General features: G+C 33.2%; 20 protein-coding genes, 1 tRNA gene and 1 pseudogene. 16 read left to right on the top strand and 6 right to left on the bottom strand.

Going from position 1 to position 18,275, the window contains the following annotated elements; translation table 11 throughout:
- The first annotated feature begins 2 nt into the window (after window positions 1-2).
- The 7 genes and pseudogenes from trxB to HPY79_04985 all read left to right on the top strand — a co-directional run bounded on the left by trxB (window position 3) and on the right by HPY79_04985 (window position 3,570).
- Window positions 3-926 carry a thioredoxin-disulfide reductase gene (trxB, locus tag HPY79_05015; protein ID NSW45154.1) on the top strand — a complete coding sequence of 308 codons (924 nt, stop codon included), beginning with the start codon at window positions 3-5 and terminating at the stop codon, window positions 924-926.
- Window positions 927-931: 5 nt separating this feature from the next.
- The gene (gene trxA, locus HPY79_05010) at window positions 932-1,348 is read left to right on the top strand and encodes a thioredoxin (GenBank protein NSW45153.1); all 417 of its coding nucleotides are present in this window, start codon (window positions 932-934) and stop codon (window positions 1,346-1,348) included.
- A gap of 3 nt (window positions 1,349-1,351) precedes the next feature.
- Window positions 1,352-1,633: pseudogene (locus HPY79_05005) on the top strand (NrdH-redoxin).
- Window positions 1,592-1,924, top strand: coding sequence for an NrdH-redoxin (locus tag HPY79_05000; protein ID NSW45152.1), 333 nt, complete (start codon window positions 1,592-1,594; stop codon window positions 1,922-1,924). Before HPY79_05005 ends, HPY79_05000 begins: the two are co-directional and overlap by 42 nt.
- Before the next feature lie 26 nt (window positions 1,925-1,950).
- Window positions 1,951-2,238: a co-chaperone GroES gene (locus tag HPY79_04995; GenBank protein ID NSW45151.1), complete on the top strand. Its 288-nt coding sequence runs from the start codon at window positions 1,951-1,953 to the stop codon at window positions 2,236-2,238.
- Between the two features lie 101 nt (window positions 2,239-2,339).
- Window positions 2,340-2,936, top strand: coding sequence for a hypothetical protein (locus tag HPY79_04990; protein ID NSW45150.1), 597 nt, complete (start codon window positions 2,340-2,342; stop codon window positions 2,934-2,936).
- Between the two features lies 1 nt (window position 2,937).
- A complete protein-coding gene (locus HPY79_04985; protein NSW45149.1) occupies window positions 2,938-3,570 on the top strand; it encodes a hypothetical protein in 633 nt (210 codons plus the stop codon).
- Between the two features lie 205 nt (window positions 3,571-3,775).
- Here the strand turns inward: HPY79_04985 and HPY79_04980 are convergent.
- From HPY79_04980 to mce, 6 genes are all read right to left on the bottom strand, one after another.
- Window positions 3,776-3,849, bottom strand: a tRNA-Arg gene (locus HPY79_04980).
- A gap of 37 nt (window positions 3,850-3,886) precedes the next feature.
- A complete protein-coding gene (locus HPY79_04975; protein ID NSW45148.1) occupies window positions 3,887-5,074 on the bottom strand; it encodes a sodium ion-translocating decarboxylase subunit beta in 1,188 nt (395 codons plus the stop codon).
- Window positions 5,075-5,085: 11 nt separating this feature from the next.
- Window positions 5,086-5,529, bottom strand: a complete 444-nt coding sequence (locus HPY79_04970; GenBank protein NSW45147.1) for an acetyl-CoA carboxylase biotin carboxyl carrier protein subunit — start codon at window positions 5,527-5,529, stop codon at window positions 5,086-5,088.
- A gap of 5 nt (window positions 5,530-5,534) precedes the next feature.
- The gene (locus HPY79_04965) at window positions 5,535-5,885 is read right to left on the bottom strand and encodes an OadG family protein (GenBank protein NSW45146.1); all 351 of its coding nucleotides are present in this window, start codon (window positions 5,883-5,885) and stop codon (window positions 5,535-5,537) included.
- A 62-nt stretch (window positions 5,886-5,947) separates the two neighbouring features.
- Window positions 5,948-7,510 carry an acyl-CoA carboxylase subunit beta gene (locus HPY79_04960; GenBank protein NSW45145.1) on the bottom strand — a complete coding sequence of 521 codons (1,563 nt, stop codon included), beginning with the start codon at window positions 7,508-7,510 and terminating at the stop codon, window positions 5,948-5,950.
- 3 nt (window positions 7,511-7,513) lie between these two features.
- Complete coding sequence (mce, locus tag HPY79_04955; protein NSW45144.1) at window positions 7,514-7,927, bottom strand: methylmalonyl-CoA epimerase; 414 nt, start codon at window positions 7,925-7,927, stop codon at window positions 7,514-7,516.
- A gap of 142 nt (window positions 7,928-8,069) precedes the next feature.
- Here mce and HPY79_04950 point away from each other — a divergent pair, with 142 nt between their 5' ends.
- The 9 genes from HPY79_04950 to HPY79_04910 all read left to right on the top strand — a co-directional run bounded on the left by HPY79_04950 (window position 8,070) and on the right by HPY79_04910 (window position 17,773).
- Window positions 8,070-8,852, top strand: coding sequence for a DUF5011 domain-containing protein (locus HPY79_04950; GenBank protein NSW45143.1), 783 nt, complete (start codon window positions 8,070-8,072; stop codon window positions 8,850-8,852).
- A gap of 96 nt (window positions 8,853-8,948) precedes the next feature.
- On the top strand, window positions 8,949-10,802 hold the full coding sequence (locus tag HPY79_04945) for a sulfatase-like hydrolase/transferase (protein NSW45142.1): 1,854 nt from the start codon (window positions 8,949-8,951) through the stop codon (window positions 10,800-10,802).
- Between the two features lie 2 nt (window positions 10,803-10,804).
- Entirely contained in the window at window positions 10,805-11,194 is a 390-nt protein-coding gene (locus HPY79_04940) for a GtrA family protein (GenBank protein ID NSW45141.1), read from the top strand.
- A 6-nt stretch (window positions 11,195-11,200) separates the two neighbouring features.
- Window positions 11,201-12,781, top strand: a complete 1,581-nt coding sequence (locus HPY79_04935; GenBank protein ID NSW45140.1) for a peptide chain release factor 3 — start codon at window positions 11,201-11,203, stop codon at window positions 12,779-12,781.
- 79 nt (window positions 12,782-12,860) lie between these two features.
- Entirely contained in the window at window positions 12,861-13,628 is a 768-nt protein-coding gene (locus tag HPY79_04930) for an enoyl-CoA hydratase/isomerase family protein (GenBank protein NSW45139.1), read from the top strand.
- A 22-nt stretch (window positions 13,629-13,650) separates the two neighbouring features.
- Window positions 13,651-14,988, top strand: a complete 1,338-nt coding sequence (locus HPY79_04925; protein NSW45138.1) for a 3-hydroxyacyl-CoA dehydrogenase family protein — start codon at window positions 13,651-13,653, stop codon at window positions 14,986-14,988.
- Between the two features lie 15 nt (window positions 14,989-15,003).
- Complete coding sequence (locus tag HPY79_04920) at window positions 15,004-16,245, top strand: 3-ketoacyl-CoA thiolase (protein NSW45137.1); 1,242 nt, start codon at window positions 15,004-15,006, stop codon at window positions 16,243-16,245.
- Complete coding sequence (locus HPY79_04915; GenBank protein NSW45136.1) at window positions 16,245-17,204, top strand: DUF561 domain-containing protein; 960 nt, start codon at window positions 16,245-16,247, stop codon at window positions 17,202-17,204. The genes HPY79_04920 and HPY79_04915 overlap by 1 nt, the downstream gene beginning before the upstream one ends.
- Window positions 17,205-17,311: 107 nt before the next feature.
- Window positions 17,312-17,773, top strand: coding sequence for a DUF4372 domain-containing protein (locus HPY79_04910; protein ID NSW45135.1), 462 nt, complete (start codon window positions 17,312-17,314; stop codon window positions 17,771-17,773).
- Window positions 17,774-18,275 lie beyond the last annotated feature (502 nt).

Raw genomic sequence — 18,275 nt, 5'->3', positions numbered from 1 at the left:
TTATGAATCAGTACGATACAATAGTTATTGGTGCAGGACCGGCAGGCTTAACTGCCGGTATTTACCTTGCCCGCTCAAAGGTAAAAACCCTTATTTTGAGCGATGGCATGGCAGGTGGGCAAATGAATTTAACTCACGAAATAGCCAACTATCCTGGTGTTGAAAATATTAGCGGATACCAACTCGCTTCTATAATGAAAAAACAAGCTTTGAGCTTTGGTTGCGAAATCAAAACAAATGTAAAAATAAAAGACCTTAGCCTAAACAACGACATAAAAACTATAACTTTAAGCGATAATACACAATTTACCGCTAAATCGGTTATTTTAACACCGGGCGGTCGCCCTCGAAATCTGCAAATTCCTGGCGAAGAAGAATTTAAAGGCAGAGGAGTATCGTATTGTGCCACCTGCGATGGCGACTTCTTTACAAATAAAGAAATAGTAGTCGTTGGTGGCGGTAACTCTGCCATTGAAGAATCTATTTCACTTACCAAATATGCCAGTAAAGTTACAATAGTACATCAGTTCGATTATTTTCAAGCTTTTCCACATATTGTCGAAGAAGCTAAAAAAAATCCTAAAATCCATTTTATTCTACAATCGACTCTTGCCGAAATTTATGGAAATGAGCAGTTAGAAGGTGTTAAAATTCAAAACTTACAAAATCAAACAATTACCGATTTTAAAACCGATGGAGTCTTTATTTTTATTGGCTACTTACCCAATACTGAATTTCTTAAAAACCATGTAAAACTCAACGAACGTAATGAAATAATAGTAGATAAAAACATGCAAACCAATATAAAAGGTGTATATGCAGCTGGCGACTGCATCGAAAAACGATATCGTCAAATAACAACTGCTGTTGGCGAAGCTACTGTTGCCGCTATGGCTGTTTCAGAGTTTATTCATCAAACAAATTAAAAGATATGACCACTGTACTGATTATCATACTTGTTATTGTAATATTATTTGTAGGACTTAATGTTTACAATTATATACGCTTAAAAAAAGCTCCGGCAGTTGCCGAAAATCCAAAAATTCAACATCTTACTGCCACTACATTCAATCAACATACTAAATCGGGTATTGCCGTTGTTGACTTTTGGGCTGAATGGTGTATGCCATGTAAAATGATGATGCCTATTTTAAACGACTTAGCCTCTGACGAAACCCTACCCATCAAAGTTTTTAAAGTAAACGTTGACCAACAACGCCCACTTGCAGCCAAATTTAATATTAAAGGTATTCCAACCCTTATTATTTTCAAAAATGGCAAAGAGGTGAAACGCTTAGTAGGTGCTAAAACCAAGGATATGATTGTAAAAGAGATTAAAAAACTTTAGCCTATGAAAAATATACCATCGTTACAATCACTCAAAGAGGAATTAAAAGGCAAAGACAAAGCCTATTTGCTTCTATACAAAGAAGGAAGCGAACAAAGTATGTGTGCCTTGAGTAATCTACAAAAAACAGCTACCAACGAACATTTACATGTTTACATTGCCGATGTAACTAAAGTACGCGACATTCATCCGGAGTATGGAATAACCTCAGTCCCTACCCTCTTAATTTTTGAAAATGGTGAAATGATAAGCACAGTAAAAGGCTGTCAAGATGCAGATTTTTTGCATGGACTTTTTACCAGCGCCATTTACCAAGCCAAATCAAAAGCCGAAGGTAAAGCTCCTAAACGCGTAACTGTCTATTCTACACCAACATGCTCATGGTGCAATACCTTAAAAGCATGGTTACGAAAAAATGGTATTCCTTTCACCGATGTAGATGTTTCACGTGACGCAAGAGCCGCTCAAGAACTTGTACAACGCACAGGACAGCAGGGAGTTCCACAAACCGAAATCAACGGACAATGGGTTATTGGTTTTGATCAACCTAAGCTAAAACAATTATTAGAAATTTAATTAATTTTGCAAAAAAATAGAAGCCTATGAAAGAGTTACAAGCAATTAACCAACAGGTAATTATCGATTTAAGCGAACAACAAAAAGAACAACGCACCGCATCGGGTATTATTATTCCCGATACAGCAAAAGAAAAACCCAACATGGGTAAAATTATTAACATGAGCACCATCGAAAACGCCGAAGTTAAAGTTGGCGATACGGTTATTTATAAAGCATATAGTGGTACCGAAGTAGAATTTGAAGGTAAAAAATATTTATTTCTACCTTACGGCGATATTTTAGCCAAAGTTGTTGAAACCGAAGAAATATAGAAAAAATCAATTTTTTTTTCGTAAAAATGGAAGAGGCTGAGTAAACAACAGCCTCTTTTTTTGATTTTATTCGAAAAAAAAATACATTTGCATAAAAAAATATGCAAAAACGTTTTATTGATGGTATTTTAACTATTTTAGAAAATTTCGATTTTAATACTTTAGAAGAGTCTGCACATTCGGTTTATGCCATATCCAATAATTTCGAATTAATATATTTCAATCAAGCATGGTTTAATTTTGCGAAACAAAATAATGGAGAACCTATAATTTCATCAAAATACAAAATTGGTACAAATATATTTGATGGCATGACTGAAATCGTTTCAAAGTATTATTTTGAAAAATACCAATATATATTACATACAAAAAAAGTTTGGCATCATGATTATCAATGTTCTAGCTCAAATATTTATCGTGAATACCATCAAAGTGTATATCCATTGAAAAATAATAAAGGTTTAGTAATTATTAATTCTCTAAAAGTTGAAAAAAAAATACATGATACCTATAATACTGATTATTCTTATACTCAAGAAGATGGTTTTGTAGTACAATGCTGTAATTGCAGAAAAACTCAAAGAAATAGCGACAAACAAATCTGGGATTGGGTTCCTGCATTTGTTGAAAAAATGCCACAAAATGTAAGTCATTCAATCTGTCCAATTTGTTTTGATTACTATTACAAAAAACGTTAAAATGAAACAAATAATAAAAATTTTTATTTATAGCATTTTTTTATTTACATCATTATTATTAAATGCTCAGAATAAGAAGCTAAAAGAAGGAGATTTGCTTTTTCAACACCTAAGTTGTGGTAATTTTTGCGATGCTATTGAAGCAGTTACGCCTGCTTACAATGGAATGCACTTTGCTCATGTCGGCATTCTTATTAAAAACGAGCAAAAGCAATGGGTTGTTGCTGAAGCCATAAGCAAAGGTGTTTATCTCACTCCACTCGATACATTTATTAGCCGAAGCGGAACTAAGAATATATATGTTGGAAGACTTAAACCCAAGTATAAATTGCCTACCTTAAAAGAAATCGAAAAGTATATTGGTAAACCATACGATACAGTTTTTAACATCCATAACGATGCTTATTATTGCAGCGAATTGGTTTACTTTTTATATTTCTACTCAAACAAACCCATTTTCAATTTATCGCCAATGACATTCAAAGAGCCTAAAACCCATAACTATTTTCCCGCTTGGATTGAATATTTTAATAAAATGCATCAGCCAATTCCTGAAGGCGAACCTGGATTAAACCCAGGCTCAATTATAAACCAAAAAGAAGTATTTGAACAGATTTCGCCTCTTGAAAAATGAACCCATATAATTTGATATTGACTTTTATTTTAACAACGTCTATATTTTGTAGTGGCTATTCAAATGGGCATCAAACAAATGTAGATAGCTTAAAAACCAGATAAAACAGTAGCAATTACCAACACACAAGTATGTTTTTTTTCTAACACGTTATTTGGCAATAAAAATATAAAAAAAAGCCCCTTTTAAAAAGGGCTTTTAAAAGTGATTCCGGCGCGATTCGAACGCGCGACCCACAGCTTAGAAGGCTGTTGCTCTATCCAGCTGAGCTACGGAACCATCATTTTTAATGACTGCAAAGATATAAAATATTTTTCTAATACAAAAAGCTTAATAATACTCCTGCTGCAACAGCACTACAAATAACGCCAGCTACATTAGGTCCCATAGCATGCATTAAAAGATGGTTTTTCTTATCGTATTCTAAACCAATAATTTCAGATACTCTTGCACTATCTGGAACAGCAGAAACACCTGCATTACCTATTAGAGGATTAATTTTATTTCCTTCGCTTAAAAATAAATTAATAAATTTCACAAACAAAACACCACCAGCAGTTGCAATAATAAAAGAAGCTGCACCCAATGCAAAAATCAATACAGACTCTTTACGTAAAAAAACATCTGCTTGAGTAGATGCACCTACTGTAATACCTATTAATATAGTTACAATATCAATCAATGGACCGCTAGCTGTATTTGCTAAACGTTTGGTAACACCACTTTCTTTGAGTAAATTTCCGAAAAATAACAATCCTAATAATGGTAAGCCACTAGGAACAATAAATGTAGTTAACAGTAATCCTACAATAGGAAAAAGAACTTTCTCTGTTTTACTAACAGCACGAGGAGGTTTCATTTTAATTATGCGTTCTTTTTTAGTGGTTAATAAACGCATAATCGGTGGTTGAATTACGGGAACTAGTGCCATATATGAATATGCAGAAATTGCAATAGCCCCCATAAACTCTGGAGCTAATTTAGACGATAAGAATATGGCAGTTGGACCATCAGCACCACCAATAATACCAATAGCTCCAGCTTCGTTTGGAGCAAAGCCTAATAATAATGCCAATGCAAACGCACCAAAAATACCAAGTTGAGCAGCCGCACCGATTAAAACTAATCGAGGGTTACTTAAAAGTGTAGAAAAATCTGTCATAGCACCAATACCAAGGAAAATTAATGGCGGATAAATGCCTTGCAAAACTCCAAATCGCAAATAATACATTACACTTCCTTCTTGATAAGTACCAATTTTTAAATTTAGTGGATCGGTAGCTAGAATATGTTCTGCATTAGCAAAAGGGATATTGCCTATAATTATTCCAAATCCAATTGGTATAAGCAATAAAGGTTCATATTCTTTAGTTATGGCAAGATAAATAAAAAGCAAACCAATAACTATCATTATTATATGACCCCAAGTTAAATTATAAAATGCAGTATAACTCCAAAAGGTTTCTAACTGCTGCAATAAAAATTCATATGTATTCGTTGTCATAATTGTAAGCTTTATCCAATAACAACAATAACATCACCTTGCATAATGGAATCGCCTTTATTCACTTTAACTTCAATAACGGTTCCTTCAATATCACTCTCGATATTATTTTCCATTTTCATTGCTTCGAGTATAGCAACTTTTTGACCAATCGACACTTTATCGCCCTTATGAACTAAAACATCAAGAATAACGCCTGGTAAGGGGGATAGTATTTTTTGGCCTTCTTTAGAAGTTGGAGCCGGTATTGTTTTATGTTCTTCAATTTTTGGTGTATCGGTAGATGGTACACTTACTGGACGTACTAATTTAGGCGTTTTAGTTACTTGCATTTCTTTATCAATTTCTACCTTATATATACTGCCATTTACTTCTACTTCGGCAATATTTCCTTCTACGGAGTGAATTTCCACTTCGTATTCGTTTCCGTTTATTTTAAACTTAAAATTTTTCATAACTTTTATTTCCAATATGTTTTAGGGAATCTTCTTAATCCATATATTTTTGAACTCCAAGGAGAGTAGTTTTTAGTTACTTTATTAATGGTAACTTTAAAACTTTCCATATCATGAAGTTCATTTTGATATAAATATAAAGCTAATCCAATCGCTGCATTTAGCTCGCCAGAATGACTTATTTCAATTTTTTCAGCTTCATCTATTTTACCTTCTTTAATGAGCTTTTTACGTTCTGCAAAACGATTGAATTGTTTTCCAAAATTATGAAAGAAGATATAAATAAGCGTTAATGCTAAAAAAACAACCCCCATAGCAATAATAGTTAATATTATTCCTTGTGGATCGTTTTCCATAAAAAAGCGACTTTTTTCGGCTATATTATTCTGAAGCATTATTATCATAGGTACATCCTCCACTATAATGGTAAGTTAGAGTGTTTTTTGGGTGGGTTAACTTCTTTTTTGGTTGATAGTGCCTGTAATGCACGAATTATTCTAAAACGAGTGTTACGTGGTTCAATAACATCGTCAATATAACCAAATTTTGCAGCATTGTAGGGATTTGCGAATTTATGACGGTATTCTTTTTCTTTTTCAGCAATAAAAATAGCACGAGCATGTTCGTCTTTTATTTCTTCAATTTCTTTGCTGTGTAATATTTCTATTGCTCCTTTGGGACCCATAACAGCGATTTCGGCAGTAGGCCAAGCATAATTAATATCACCACGTAAATGTTTAGAAGACATAACATCGTAAGCACCACCATATGCTTTACGTAATATTATAGTTATTTTTGGAACAGTGGCTTCGCCATATGCATAAAGCAATTTAGCACCATGCAATATAATGCCACCGTATTCCTGACCTGTACCCGGTAAAAATCCTGGAACATCTACGAATGTAACTATTGGAATATTAAATGCATCGCAGAATCTTACAAAACGAGCTGCTTTACGGCTTGCTGCAATATCTAGAACTCCAGCTAAATAATTGGGCTGATTGGCAACAATACCAACAGGAATACCATTGAAACGAGCAAAACCAACTACAATATTAGGTGCATAATCACGCTGCACTTCTAACAACTCGCCATGATCAACGACTAAATATATAACATCTTTAACATCATAGGGTTTATTAGGATTATCGGGAATAATATCGTTTAATGCTTCTTCTATTCTATTAATAGGATCATCGCAAGGCACCACAGGTGGATCTTCTAAATTGTTTTGAGGCAAATAACTTATTAGTTTACGAATTAGCAACAATCCTTCTTCTTCTGTTTTACTAATAAAATGAGCAACGCCCGATTTAGATGCATGAACTTTGGGTCCACCTAGTTGTTCTGTTGTTACATCTTCGCCGGTAACGGTTTTAACAACCTTAGGACCGGTAACAAACATATAACTTGTGTTTTCGGACATTATTATAAAGTCTGTCAATGCAGGTGAGTATACTGCTCCACCAGCACAAGGTCCAAATATGGCAGAAATTTGTGGTACCAAGCCCGAAGCTAAAATATTACGCTCAAAAATTTCGGCATAACCACCTAAACTTTTTACACCTTCTTGAATACGAGCACCACCACTATCGTTAATACCGATAATCGGTGCTCCTACTTTCATTGCTTGATCCATGATTTTACAGATCTTAGCCGCATACATTTCGGACAATGAACCACCAAAAACTGTAAAATCTTGAGAAAATACATAAACTAAACGCCCATCGATAGTACCATAACCCGTTACAACACCATCGGATAAATATTGTTCTTTGTCTAAACCAAAGTCGATACAGCGATGCGAAACAAACATATCGAATTCTTCAAAACTTCCTTCGTCGAGAAGAATATCAATACGTTCGCGTGCTGTTAACTTACCTTTTTTGTGTTGCGATTCTATACGTTTCTCGCCACCACCTTTTCGAGCTTTGTCTCTTAGCTCGAGCAATTCTTTAATTTTATCTTGAATGCTTGCCATGTTTTATTTGTTTTGTTTGTTTTCACAGATTTCCATTAATACTCCAAACGTAGATTTGGGGTGTAAAAAAGCAATGTCTAATCCTTCAGCTCCTTTACGAGGTTTACTATCAATTAATTTAACATCATTAGACGCTAAATTATCGAGTTGCTGTTCAATGTTTTTAACTGCAAAAGCTAAATGATGAATTCCCTCCCCCTTTTTTTCAATAAACTTACCAATTGGACCTTCGGGATCGGTTGACTCTAATAATTCAATCTTGGTTTGACCAATCATAAAAAAGGCTGTTCGAACCTTTTGATCTTTAACTTCTTCGATTGAATAGCATTTTAAACCTAATTTGTTTTCATAAAACTGAATAGCTTCATCCAGATTTTGAACTGCAATTCCAATGTGTTCTATATGAGTTATTTCCATACTAACAAAATGTTTTTGCAAATATAGCTTTAAGAATTCAAGATTTAGAATGATTTTTTACACAAAAAAAAATGTTTTTAAACAAATACAAGTATCGCTTTTTTTTTCTATCTTTGCTCAAATTAGAAAAAATATTCATTGTATGAAAAGAATCGGTCTCTTTGCTGTAATTTTAATAAGCCTTATAGCTTGTCAACCAAAAGATAAACAAGCTCCTCTTATTTTTCTTAAAGGTGATAATCCTATGACAGTTAGCTTAGGAAAATATTTTAAAGACCCTGGAGCAACAGCTGATGATAATAAAGACAAAGATATTACTAATAAACTTACCATGACACACGACGTTCAAATAAACGGACCTGCTAATGGCGATGGTACTACCAAAAGAGCAGGAACATACCATGTTATATACACATGCAAAGATGCTGCTGGTAATACTGGAACTGCAACACGTACAGTGATTGTAAAAAACGATGCCGAACAATATGCAACACGTTATGAACTTAGAGTGAATGCTTCAAACGAAAGTATTGTTAATGATACTATTGTTAACTCCATTGATTTATCGGTAGACAATACCACTAATTTAAAATTGTGGTTCCCTAAAATGGGAGCAAAACAAGGATTTAGAATATATGGTATGATTGCATGGGATAATTCTGATAATTATTATCATATAACCATACCCGACCAAAAAACACCATTTTTTGAAAACAATGTACGTTATTTATATGGTATAACGAATGCAAACTCTACCCAATTTATAAGCGACAGCAAAATACTCGATAGCATAGATCCAAGTTTTGAAGTTAAATACTATTTGTATAAATATAGATATAGCCCTTATGGAACTGTAACTTGGAACGATTCAACATGGGAAGTTATTAAAAACGATATTGTCATAGACCATTATGAACGTTTTTAATGCTTATTATTAATAATAAAAAAAGCTACCTTTGCAGGTAGCTTTTTTTATATGCATATAGTTTATCAAAAACTGAAAATCACTTTGTTACGGATTTTGGTGTTATTTATTTTATACCAAATTACACGCTTTTTATTCTTTTTATACAATCATAGTTATTTTAGTAATGACCCATTTTATGACTTATTTCGGGCTTTTATTTGGGGCACTAGATTTGATGCCTGGGTTATTCTATTATTCAATTTACCCGAAATAATTTGGGCACTTATTCCTATCAAAAAAAATCTAAACAACTTTTTTAAATTTTATTACATTATCATTAATAGCATATTGCTTTTATTTAATCTCATTGATATTCGATATTTCGAATTCACTTTAAAACGCTCTACTGCCGATCTTTTTAATCTTATTGGCACTGGCAATGATGTTTGGATTTTATTACCTCAATTTATAATTGATTTTTGGTATATTGTACTGTTTTTTATTCTAATTATTTTTATTCTTTATCAAACACATCGTTTTATTAAATACCCATCAATATCTATAAAACCTCATTTAACCTTACCCAACATTTTTCTTTTATGTATTATTTGGATTTTTGTTTTTGGAAGTATTTTTACTATATTAAGAGGTACACGTTTAAGACCCGTAAGTATAATATCAGCTTCGTTATATGCGAATACAAATGATGTTCCATTGGTTCTAAATACTCCCTTCTCTATTATTAAAACCTATGGGAAAACAATACCAAACATACATAAATACTTCGATGTACCTGAAAAATATTTTCAACCAATATATATAATTCCTACAAATAATAATGCTTTTAAGAATTATAATGTTGTTTTAATCATATTAGAAAGCTTTTCTAAAGAACATATTGGATATTTTAGTCCTAAAAATAAAGGTTTTACTCCATTTTTAGATAGTTTATTGCATCAGTCTATGGTAATATCCAATTCATATGCCAATGGTCGTAAAAGTTTAGAGTCATTACCTTCAATATTAACGAGTTTACCATCACTCATGGATGTACCTTATATTTTAAGCCCATTTTCATCCAATCAAATTAAATCGTTGCCTCTCGTTCTTAACAAAAATGGCTATTACACCTCGTTTTATCACGGAGGCACCAATGGTACAATGGGTTTCGATGTATTTTCGTCAATGTCTGGTATAAAAAATTATTTTGGGCGTTGGCAATATCCTAACCCTAATGATTATGACGGCAACTGGGGCATATGGGATGAACCTTATTTACAATATGTAAAAACACAATTCGACCATCAACCAACTCCTTTTTTTAGTGTTATATATACCTTATCATCCCATCATCCATATAAAGTGCCCGATAAATATATAAATACACTCCCTAAAGGTGAACACGAAATATTACAAAGTATAGCCTATGCCGACCTTTCATTAAAAAAATTTTTTAATGCTGCATCTAAAACACAATGGTATCAACACACTATATTTATTATTACTGCCGACCATGTATTTGGATCGCATAGTGATTTTTATTTTAATAAAGTTGGTTCTTATTCTGTTCCTATTGCTTTCTTTATTCCATCACATCCCAATTTTAAAGGGTCTATAAATACCACCGCACAACATGCCGATTTATTTCCATCAACTTTATACTTATTAGGAATAAAGGATACCATTTTTTCGTTTGGAAAATGTATTTGGGATACCACTGCACCTCATTTTGCTGTTAATTACATAAATGGCGAATATCAATTAATAAATTCTGACTATTTACTACTTTTTAATGGGAATAAAACGAATGGTTTTTATCGATTTTCGAATGATTCATTGTTAAAAAATAATCTTTTATACAAAGATTCTACCCAAACTCAAAAAAAAATGGAAGATATGCTAAAGGCAATTATTCAAATATACGATTATGCTATAATAAATAATCGCTTAATTCCTAAAAGCAAATAGCTATGGACTATTACTTCGAATTAATAATAAAATTTTTTAAGTTTAGCATTGTAGGATTCTCGGGTTTAATAATAGACTTTTCGTTAACATATTTATTCCGAAATATACTAAAAGTAAATCAATACATCGCCAATGCTATTGGTTTTATAGTTGCGTCAAGCTCAAATTATATACTAAATCGTATATGGACTTTCACTAGTCATAATCCACAAATATTAGGAGAATATGCTAAATTTTTGTTAGTAGCAATTATTGGGCTTCTTATCAACACACTTGTTTTATATTTCTTGGTATCAAAACTCAATTGGAAATTTTATTTTTCAAAACTCTTTGCCATAGGCGCAGCTACATTATGGAATTTTTTCATTAACCTTATATTTACTTTTAAATAAAAAAATATGAATTTACAGGAAGAAATTAACCGTAGAAGAACATTTGCCATTGTAAGTCATCCCGATGCAGGTAAAACCACTTTAACCGAAAAATTATTATTATTTGGTGGTGCTATTCATGTTGCTGGAGCTGTAAAATCGAATAAAATTAAGAAAACCACTGTTTCCGATTTTATGGAAATAGAAAAACAACGCGGTATATCTGTTTCAACCTCTGTAATGGGTTTTGAATACAATAATTATAAAGTAAATATTCTCGACACACCCGGACACCAAGATTTTGCTGAAGACACATATCGTACTTTATCAGCTGTAGATAGCGTTATTATTGTTGTTGATATAGCCAAAGGTGTAGAAACTCAAACCGAAAAATTAAGCAATGTTTGTAGATTGCGAAAAACACCAACTATATTCTTTATCAACAAGCTCGACCGCGAAGGACAAGACCCATTTAGCGTTATCGATGAAATTGAACACAAACTCAAAATACAATGTATTCCCATCACTTGGCCTATCAACATGGGAAAAAATTTTAAAGGGGTTTACCAATTACTTACCGATAAACTGTATCTTTTTCAAGGCGAAGACAAACAAGTTGCGCAAGAACCTATAATAATTTCAAGCATGCAAAGTAATTTACTCGATAAAGAACTAGGAGAAGAAAATGCCCAAAAACTTCGCGAAGATGTCGAAATTATTCGTAATGTTTTTCCTACATTTTCACGTGAAGAATATTTAAAAGGAAATATTGCACCAGTATTTTTTGGTAGTGCTCTCAACAATTTTGGCGTTAAAGAATTACTCGAAAATTTCCTCGAAATAGCTCCTTCGCCCAAAAATTCACAAGCACAAGAACGTGAAGTTTCTCCATATGAGCCCAAATTTAGCGGATTTGTTTTTAAAATTCATGCCAACCTTCACCCTCAATTTAGAGCTCGAATTGCTTTCATAAAAGTATGCAGTGGAATTTTTAAGCGCAATACTAATTACTTGCATGTTTCATCAAATAAAACCTATAAATTCAGCAATCCCACTTCATTTATGGCAGCCAAACAATCTGTTATTGACGAAGCATATCCGGGCGATATTGTAGGTGTTTACGACACTGGTAATTTTAAAATTGGTGATTCCTTAACCGAAGGTGAAAAACTCAATTTTATTGGAATTCCTAGCTTTTCACCTGAATTATTTAGATATGTAGAAAATACAGACCCTCTTAAATACAAACAATTAGCCAAAGGGCTAGAACAATTAACCGACGAAGGTGTTGCCCAATTATTTACTCATAAACTCAATGGTCGTAAAATAATAGGCACCGTGGGTGCATTGCAATTTGATGTAATTCAATTTCGATTAGAACACGAATACAATGCAAGCTGTAGGTATGAAAATTTACCACTTTATAAAGCATGCTGGTTTAAAAGTTCAAATAAAAAACAAATCGAAGAATTTAAAAAACGAAAAACTGCTTTTTTAGCCGAAGATAAATATGGTAGAGATGTTTTTTTAGCCGATTCGGCCTTTTCGCTGCAAATGGCACAAGAAAATTTCCCCGATATCGAATTTTATTTTACTTCTGAATTTTAAGAACTAAATTATCAAAAAAATATTTATACTTATTGCTAATCCCAAAAAAAGACTGTAAGTTTGTGTAAAATCAAGAAATATGAACTATCATACAATAAAAGTAGAATTTGAAGGTAAGTTAGGTATTGTGACTATGTCACGACCACAAGCTTTAAATGCTTTAAATAGCATTTTTTTCGATGAATTTAATCATTTTTTAGATTCTGTTGAAAAAGATAATAACCTACGTGTCATTATTTTAACAGGTGAAGGCAAAGCATTTGTGGCCGGTGCAGATATTGCCGAAATGTCAAACAAAAATCAACAAGAAGGCTACCAATTTGGTAAAAAGGGACAAGATACTTTTACACGTTTAGAAAACATGCCTATTATTTTCATTGCTGCTGTCAACGGTTATGCATTAGGTGGCGGATGCGAATTGGCAATGGCTTGCGATTTCAGAATTGCATCAACCGAAGCCAAATTTGGACAACCCGAAGTTAATTTAGGTTTAACACCAGGATATGCTGGTACACAAAGGTTGCCTCGTTTAGTAGGACTAGGAAATGCCTTATATTTGCTGCTTACAGCAGATAATATTAGCGCACAAGAAGCATATAGAATAGGTTTAGTACAAAAATTAGTAGAACCTTCGAATTTATTAGAAGAATCAAAAGCAATAGCCAACAAAATCTTATCAAAAGGACCTAACGCTATTAAACAAGTAAAATGGGCAACGCGAAAAGGATTTAATACCAACTTTGCTGAAGGATGTGAAATAGAACTTAAAGCGTTCTCTTCACTTTTTGAAAATGAAGGTACCGAAGGAATGAAAGCATTTTTAGAAAAACGTAAACCTAATTGGTAATAACAAACAAATATTTTATAATATGAATTATAACGAAAGAATGCAAAAAGTAGCTGTACTTGGTGCAGCTGGAAAAATGGGAAGCGGAATTCTTTTACTCAATGCAGTAGAAGTGGCAGATTTAAGCCTACTACCCGAAAACAGTGGTAAAACTTTTGTCATTTATGCCATTGATGTATCCGAAGAAGCCTTAACAGGTCTATTAAAGTATGTCCGCACACAGGTTGTAAAAATTGCTGAAAAAAAAATTAATTGGATTAGAGAAATTTATAAAAATAGAATGGATTTAGTTGAAAATGGCGAAATGATAGAAGAATATATCAATCACGTAATTTCAGTTATTCGCCCTTCAACGCTAATAGAATCTGCTTACAATGCAAACTGTATATTCGAAGCCATAAAAGAAGACCCCGAACTTAAAGTTACTATCTTTAAAAAGATAAACGAAAATAATCCAAACAATCCTTGGTTCTTTACTAACACCTCGTCTATACCAATACAATATTTGAATGAACAAGCACAATTAAACGGTAGAATCATTGGTTATCATTTTTATAATCCTCCTGCTGTTCAAAAATTAGTGGAACTTATCGAAGCTAAAAATACACTTCCCGAAATACGCGAATTTTCATTGCAATTAGCTTCTAAATTAAAGAAGATAATTGTTGAATCGAACGATGTTGTTGGCTTTATTGGTAACGGTCATTTTATGCGCGATATAATTCACGCTGCAAATGAAGTACATAAACTTGAAAAAGAATATGGTTTTGTACAAGCTGTATATATGATTAACAAAGTTAGCCAAGAATTGCTAGTTAGACCTATGGGTATTTTTCAACTTATTGATTACGTAGGTATTGATGTATGCTCATTTATTATGAGTGTTATGAACAAGCATCTCGCAAACGAAAATATAACATGCCCCCTTCTCGAGCAAATGTTATCAATAGGTGTAAAAGGCGGTCAATATTCAGATGGTTCACAAAAAGATGGATTTTTAAAATACGAGAAAGGCAAAATTACAGCTATTTTCGACATACATTCAAAACAATATATTCCTGTTGAACAAATACAAAACGAATGCGATCAAAAATTAGGTGAAAAACCTAGTCATACAGTAGCATGGAAAACTGTAGTTGCAGCCAAAAATAAAGATGAACAATTAGCTCAAATGTTTCAAGAATTGCATCAACTTCAATCACTTGGTGCAAATTTAGCAAAGATATATGGCAGTAAATCGAAAGAAATAGGTAAACACTTAGTAGCCTCGGGTGTAGCCAAATGCGATGATGATGTTAATAAAGTTCTCATGACAGGCTTTTTCCATGCTTATGGACCAATTAATAATTATTTTAACTAATTAAATTAATGATATATGAAAGCATTAAGAAAACGTGTATTTATTACTGCAGGATATAATACTATTTCATTAGGAACCGGTCGAAAAGAATTTAACCCTAAAAAAGATCGTCCAGGCTTAGAAGAGTATATTTCAGAAGCAGGTAAAGGAGTTATCAATCAAATTAGCGATGCAACTTTAATAGACGAAGCCGTAATAAGCAATTTTATGGCTGCACGTTATAACAAACAAGCCAATTTAGCCGCTTTCATTCCACTTATCGACGAAAAACTTCGCTATATACCAGTTGTTAGAGTAGAAGGTGCATGTGGCTCAGGCGGATTAGCTCTTGGTACAGCTATACGTTCAATTTTAGCCGAAACCGCCGACATTGTTCTTGTGGTTGGTGTAGAAGTACAAAATACTGTAAAAGCAGTTTATGGTGCCGATATTCTTGCAGGCGCAGGCTGGCATAAAGATCGAAAAAATGGTCATGCCCATTATTTCCCAGGTCAATTTAGTTTTAGAGCAGGAAAATATTTTGAAAAATTTGGACGTGAACATACACGTAAAGCTATGGCACGTTGGTATAAAAATGCTATTGAAAATGCACGTTTATGCCCCACTGCCCAAGAATACCACAACTCTATGCCCGACCCTGAAGCTGTTGCAATGGTAGAGCCAAATCCAAAAGTATTCTTAGATAATTTAACGGTATACGATTGCTCAAAAGTTTCTGATGGCGCATCTGCACTATTGGTTGTATCAGAAGAAGGATTAAAAAAGCTCAACAAGTCTTATCAAGAAGCTGTCGAAATTATTGGAATTGGTCAAGCTATTGAAAATATTACCCAACCACCTATAGAACCATCGCAATTAAGCACCACTAAAGTAGCAGTTGAAAAAGCCTTAAAAATGGCCAATATCAACATACAACAAATAGCCACTGTAGAATGCCACGATTGTTTCTCAATTGCTGGTATAATGGCAGTTGAAGCAATGGGACTGGCTCCATATGGTAAAGGTGCCGATTTTATTTTAGAGGGTAATACATCGCGTAATGGACGCATCCCCTTTAATACAACAGGTGGTTTAATAGGTTGGGGGCATCCGGTTGGAGCTACCGGCGTACATCAAGCTGTTACTATTTGGGAGCAGTTAACAGGAAAAGCCGGCGATGCTCAAATCAATATTCCCGCCGACAGACCTTACGGACTTACCGTAAATATGGGTGGTGACGATAAAACGTTAACTTCTATCGTATATAAAAAATTGTAATGTTCGAAAATAATAGAATTACCTCATTATTAGGTATTCAATATCCTATTATTCAAGGAGGAATGGTTTGGGTAAGCGGATGGAAATTAGCATCTGCCGTTAGTAATGCCGGAGGTTTAGGAGTTATAGGAGCAGGGTCTATGAGCCCTGCTCTTTTGCTTGAACATATTGAAAGATGCAAAAAAGCCACAAAACATCCATTTGGAGTCAATATTCCCCTACTCTATAAATTTAGTAACGAATTTATTGATATTTGCATTCAACAAAAAGTTCCAGTTGTAATTACATCGGCTGGTAATCCAAAAACTTATACCGAAAAACTTAAACATGCAGGTATAAAAGTTATTCATGTCGTATCAAGTACTACATTTGCTGAAAAAGCAGAAAAAGCTGGAATAGATGCTATTATTGCCGAAGGATTTGAAGCTGGTGGACATAATGGACGCGAAGAAACAACCACAATGGTATTAATACCATCGGTAATAAAAGCAGTTAATGTTCCTGTTATAGCTGCAGGCGGTATTGCTAATGGGAGTCAGATGTTAGCTTCTTTTGCTCTTGGTGCAGAAGGCGTACAAATAGGTACACGATTTATCGCTACGTTTGAATCATCGGCGCATGAAAATTTTAAAAATATTATTATACAAGCAAAAGAAGGCGACACCATGCTTATACTAAAAAAAACTGTTCCCACACGTTTATACAAAAATGAGCTCTATAAAAAAATTGAACAAGCCGAAACAAATGGAGCAACCCCCGAACAACTTAAACAAATGCTTGGCGAAGGCGAAAATAAAGCGAAACTCGGTATCTTCGATGGTGATGTCGATAACGGAATGCTCGAAGTTGGGCAAAATATTTCGCTGATAAATAACATTTTACCAGCAAAAGATGTTGTTCAAGAAATAATCGATGATTTTAAAGCACAAGCCAATAAATTAAGTCAATTTATTAAATAAAAAAAGGGACTCTCAATGAGCCCCTTTTTATAGCACGTCCGTCCAAAAATAATTTTTAAAAATTAAAAAAGTAGAAGTTGGTAAGACTTCAAAAATGAAGTAATTTTATGTTGCCAATAAAACCCACTCCTATGGTAAAGATAAATATATTTTTTCAAATAATAAATATACTTCCGAGAAATATTTTTGAAAAAATTGTAAAACAATACGAAGCTGATAAATACAGCAAAAAGATAAATAGTTGGACACATCTGGTAAGTTTGCTTTTTTGTCATTTTGGTCAGGCGGGTTCTGTGCATGATATATCGAATGGTTTAAGGAGTATAACGGGCAATATAGTTCATTTAGGTTGTAGTCAAGCTTCGTCCAAATCGACGATAGCTTACGTTAACGAACATCGCACCTATAAGCTATTTGAAACATTTTATTGTGAATGGGTAGCTTATTGGGACGAAAAAAACAGAAATAAACTCATTTTTTTGACTAATAATTTTTCTTGGACAGCATCAACAGTTGCCAAAGTTTACATACAACACTGGGAAATAGAAACGTTTTTTTGGGGCTTATAAAACAGAACTTAAAAATTAAATCATTTGTGGGTACCAGCAAAAACGCCGTCCAAATACAAATATGGACAGCCTTAATTGCCATTCTTTTATTAACCTATCTTAAGATTATGGCAAAATATAAATGGCACATGTCTAATTTAGTTACTTTTATACGGCTTAATATTTTTGTAAAAAGAGCCCTTTGCAAAACTAAAAAACGTACTTGTTTATTTTGATAAAAATTTCAAACTTATTTTAATTATTTGTATTGCTTTTTATCTATTACATTAGAACAATCTAAATGATAAAAAAGAAGCAATCTCCACCACACAGACAACACAATGGAAACGTGCATCGGAAAGATTGCTTCTCCCGATTTCTCGGGACCAAAACACAATGCCAACCCTTCATTCGTATTCTAAGACATAACCAAATTTTTTTGATAAAAATTTTGTAAAAAAATTGAAACGTATGGCGTTTGTCTTTTAATTACAGCGAATAATCTTGCTACCAATTTACAAGC

The sequence above is a fragment of the Bacteroidales bacterium genome, from assembly GCA_013314715.1.
Lineage (GTDB): Bacteria > Bacteroidota > Bacteroidia > Bacteroidales > GWA2-32-17 > Ch61.
Note: the sequence above shows the minus strand (reverse complement) of the source record. Positions and strands in the feature narration are given on the sequence as shown.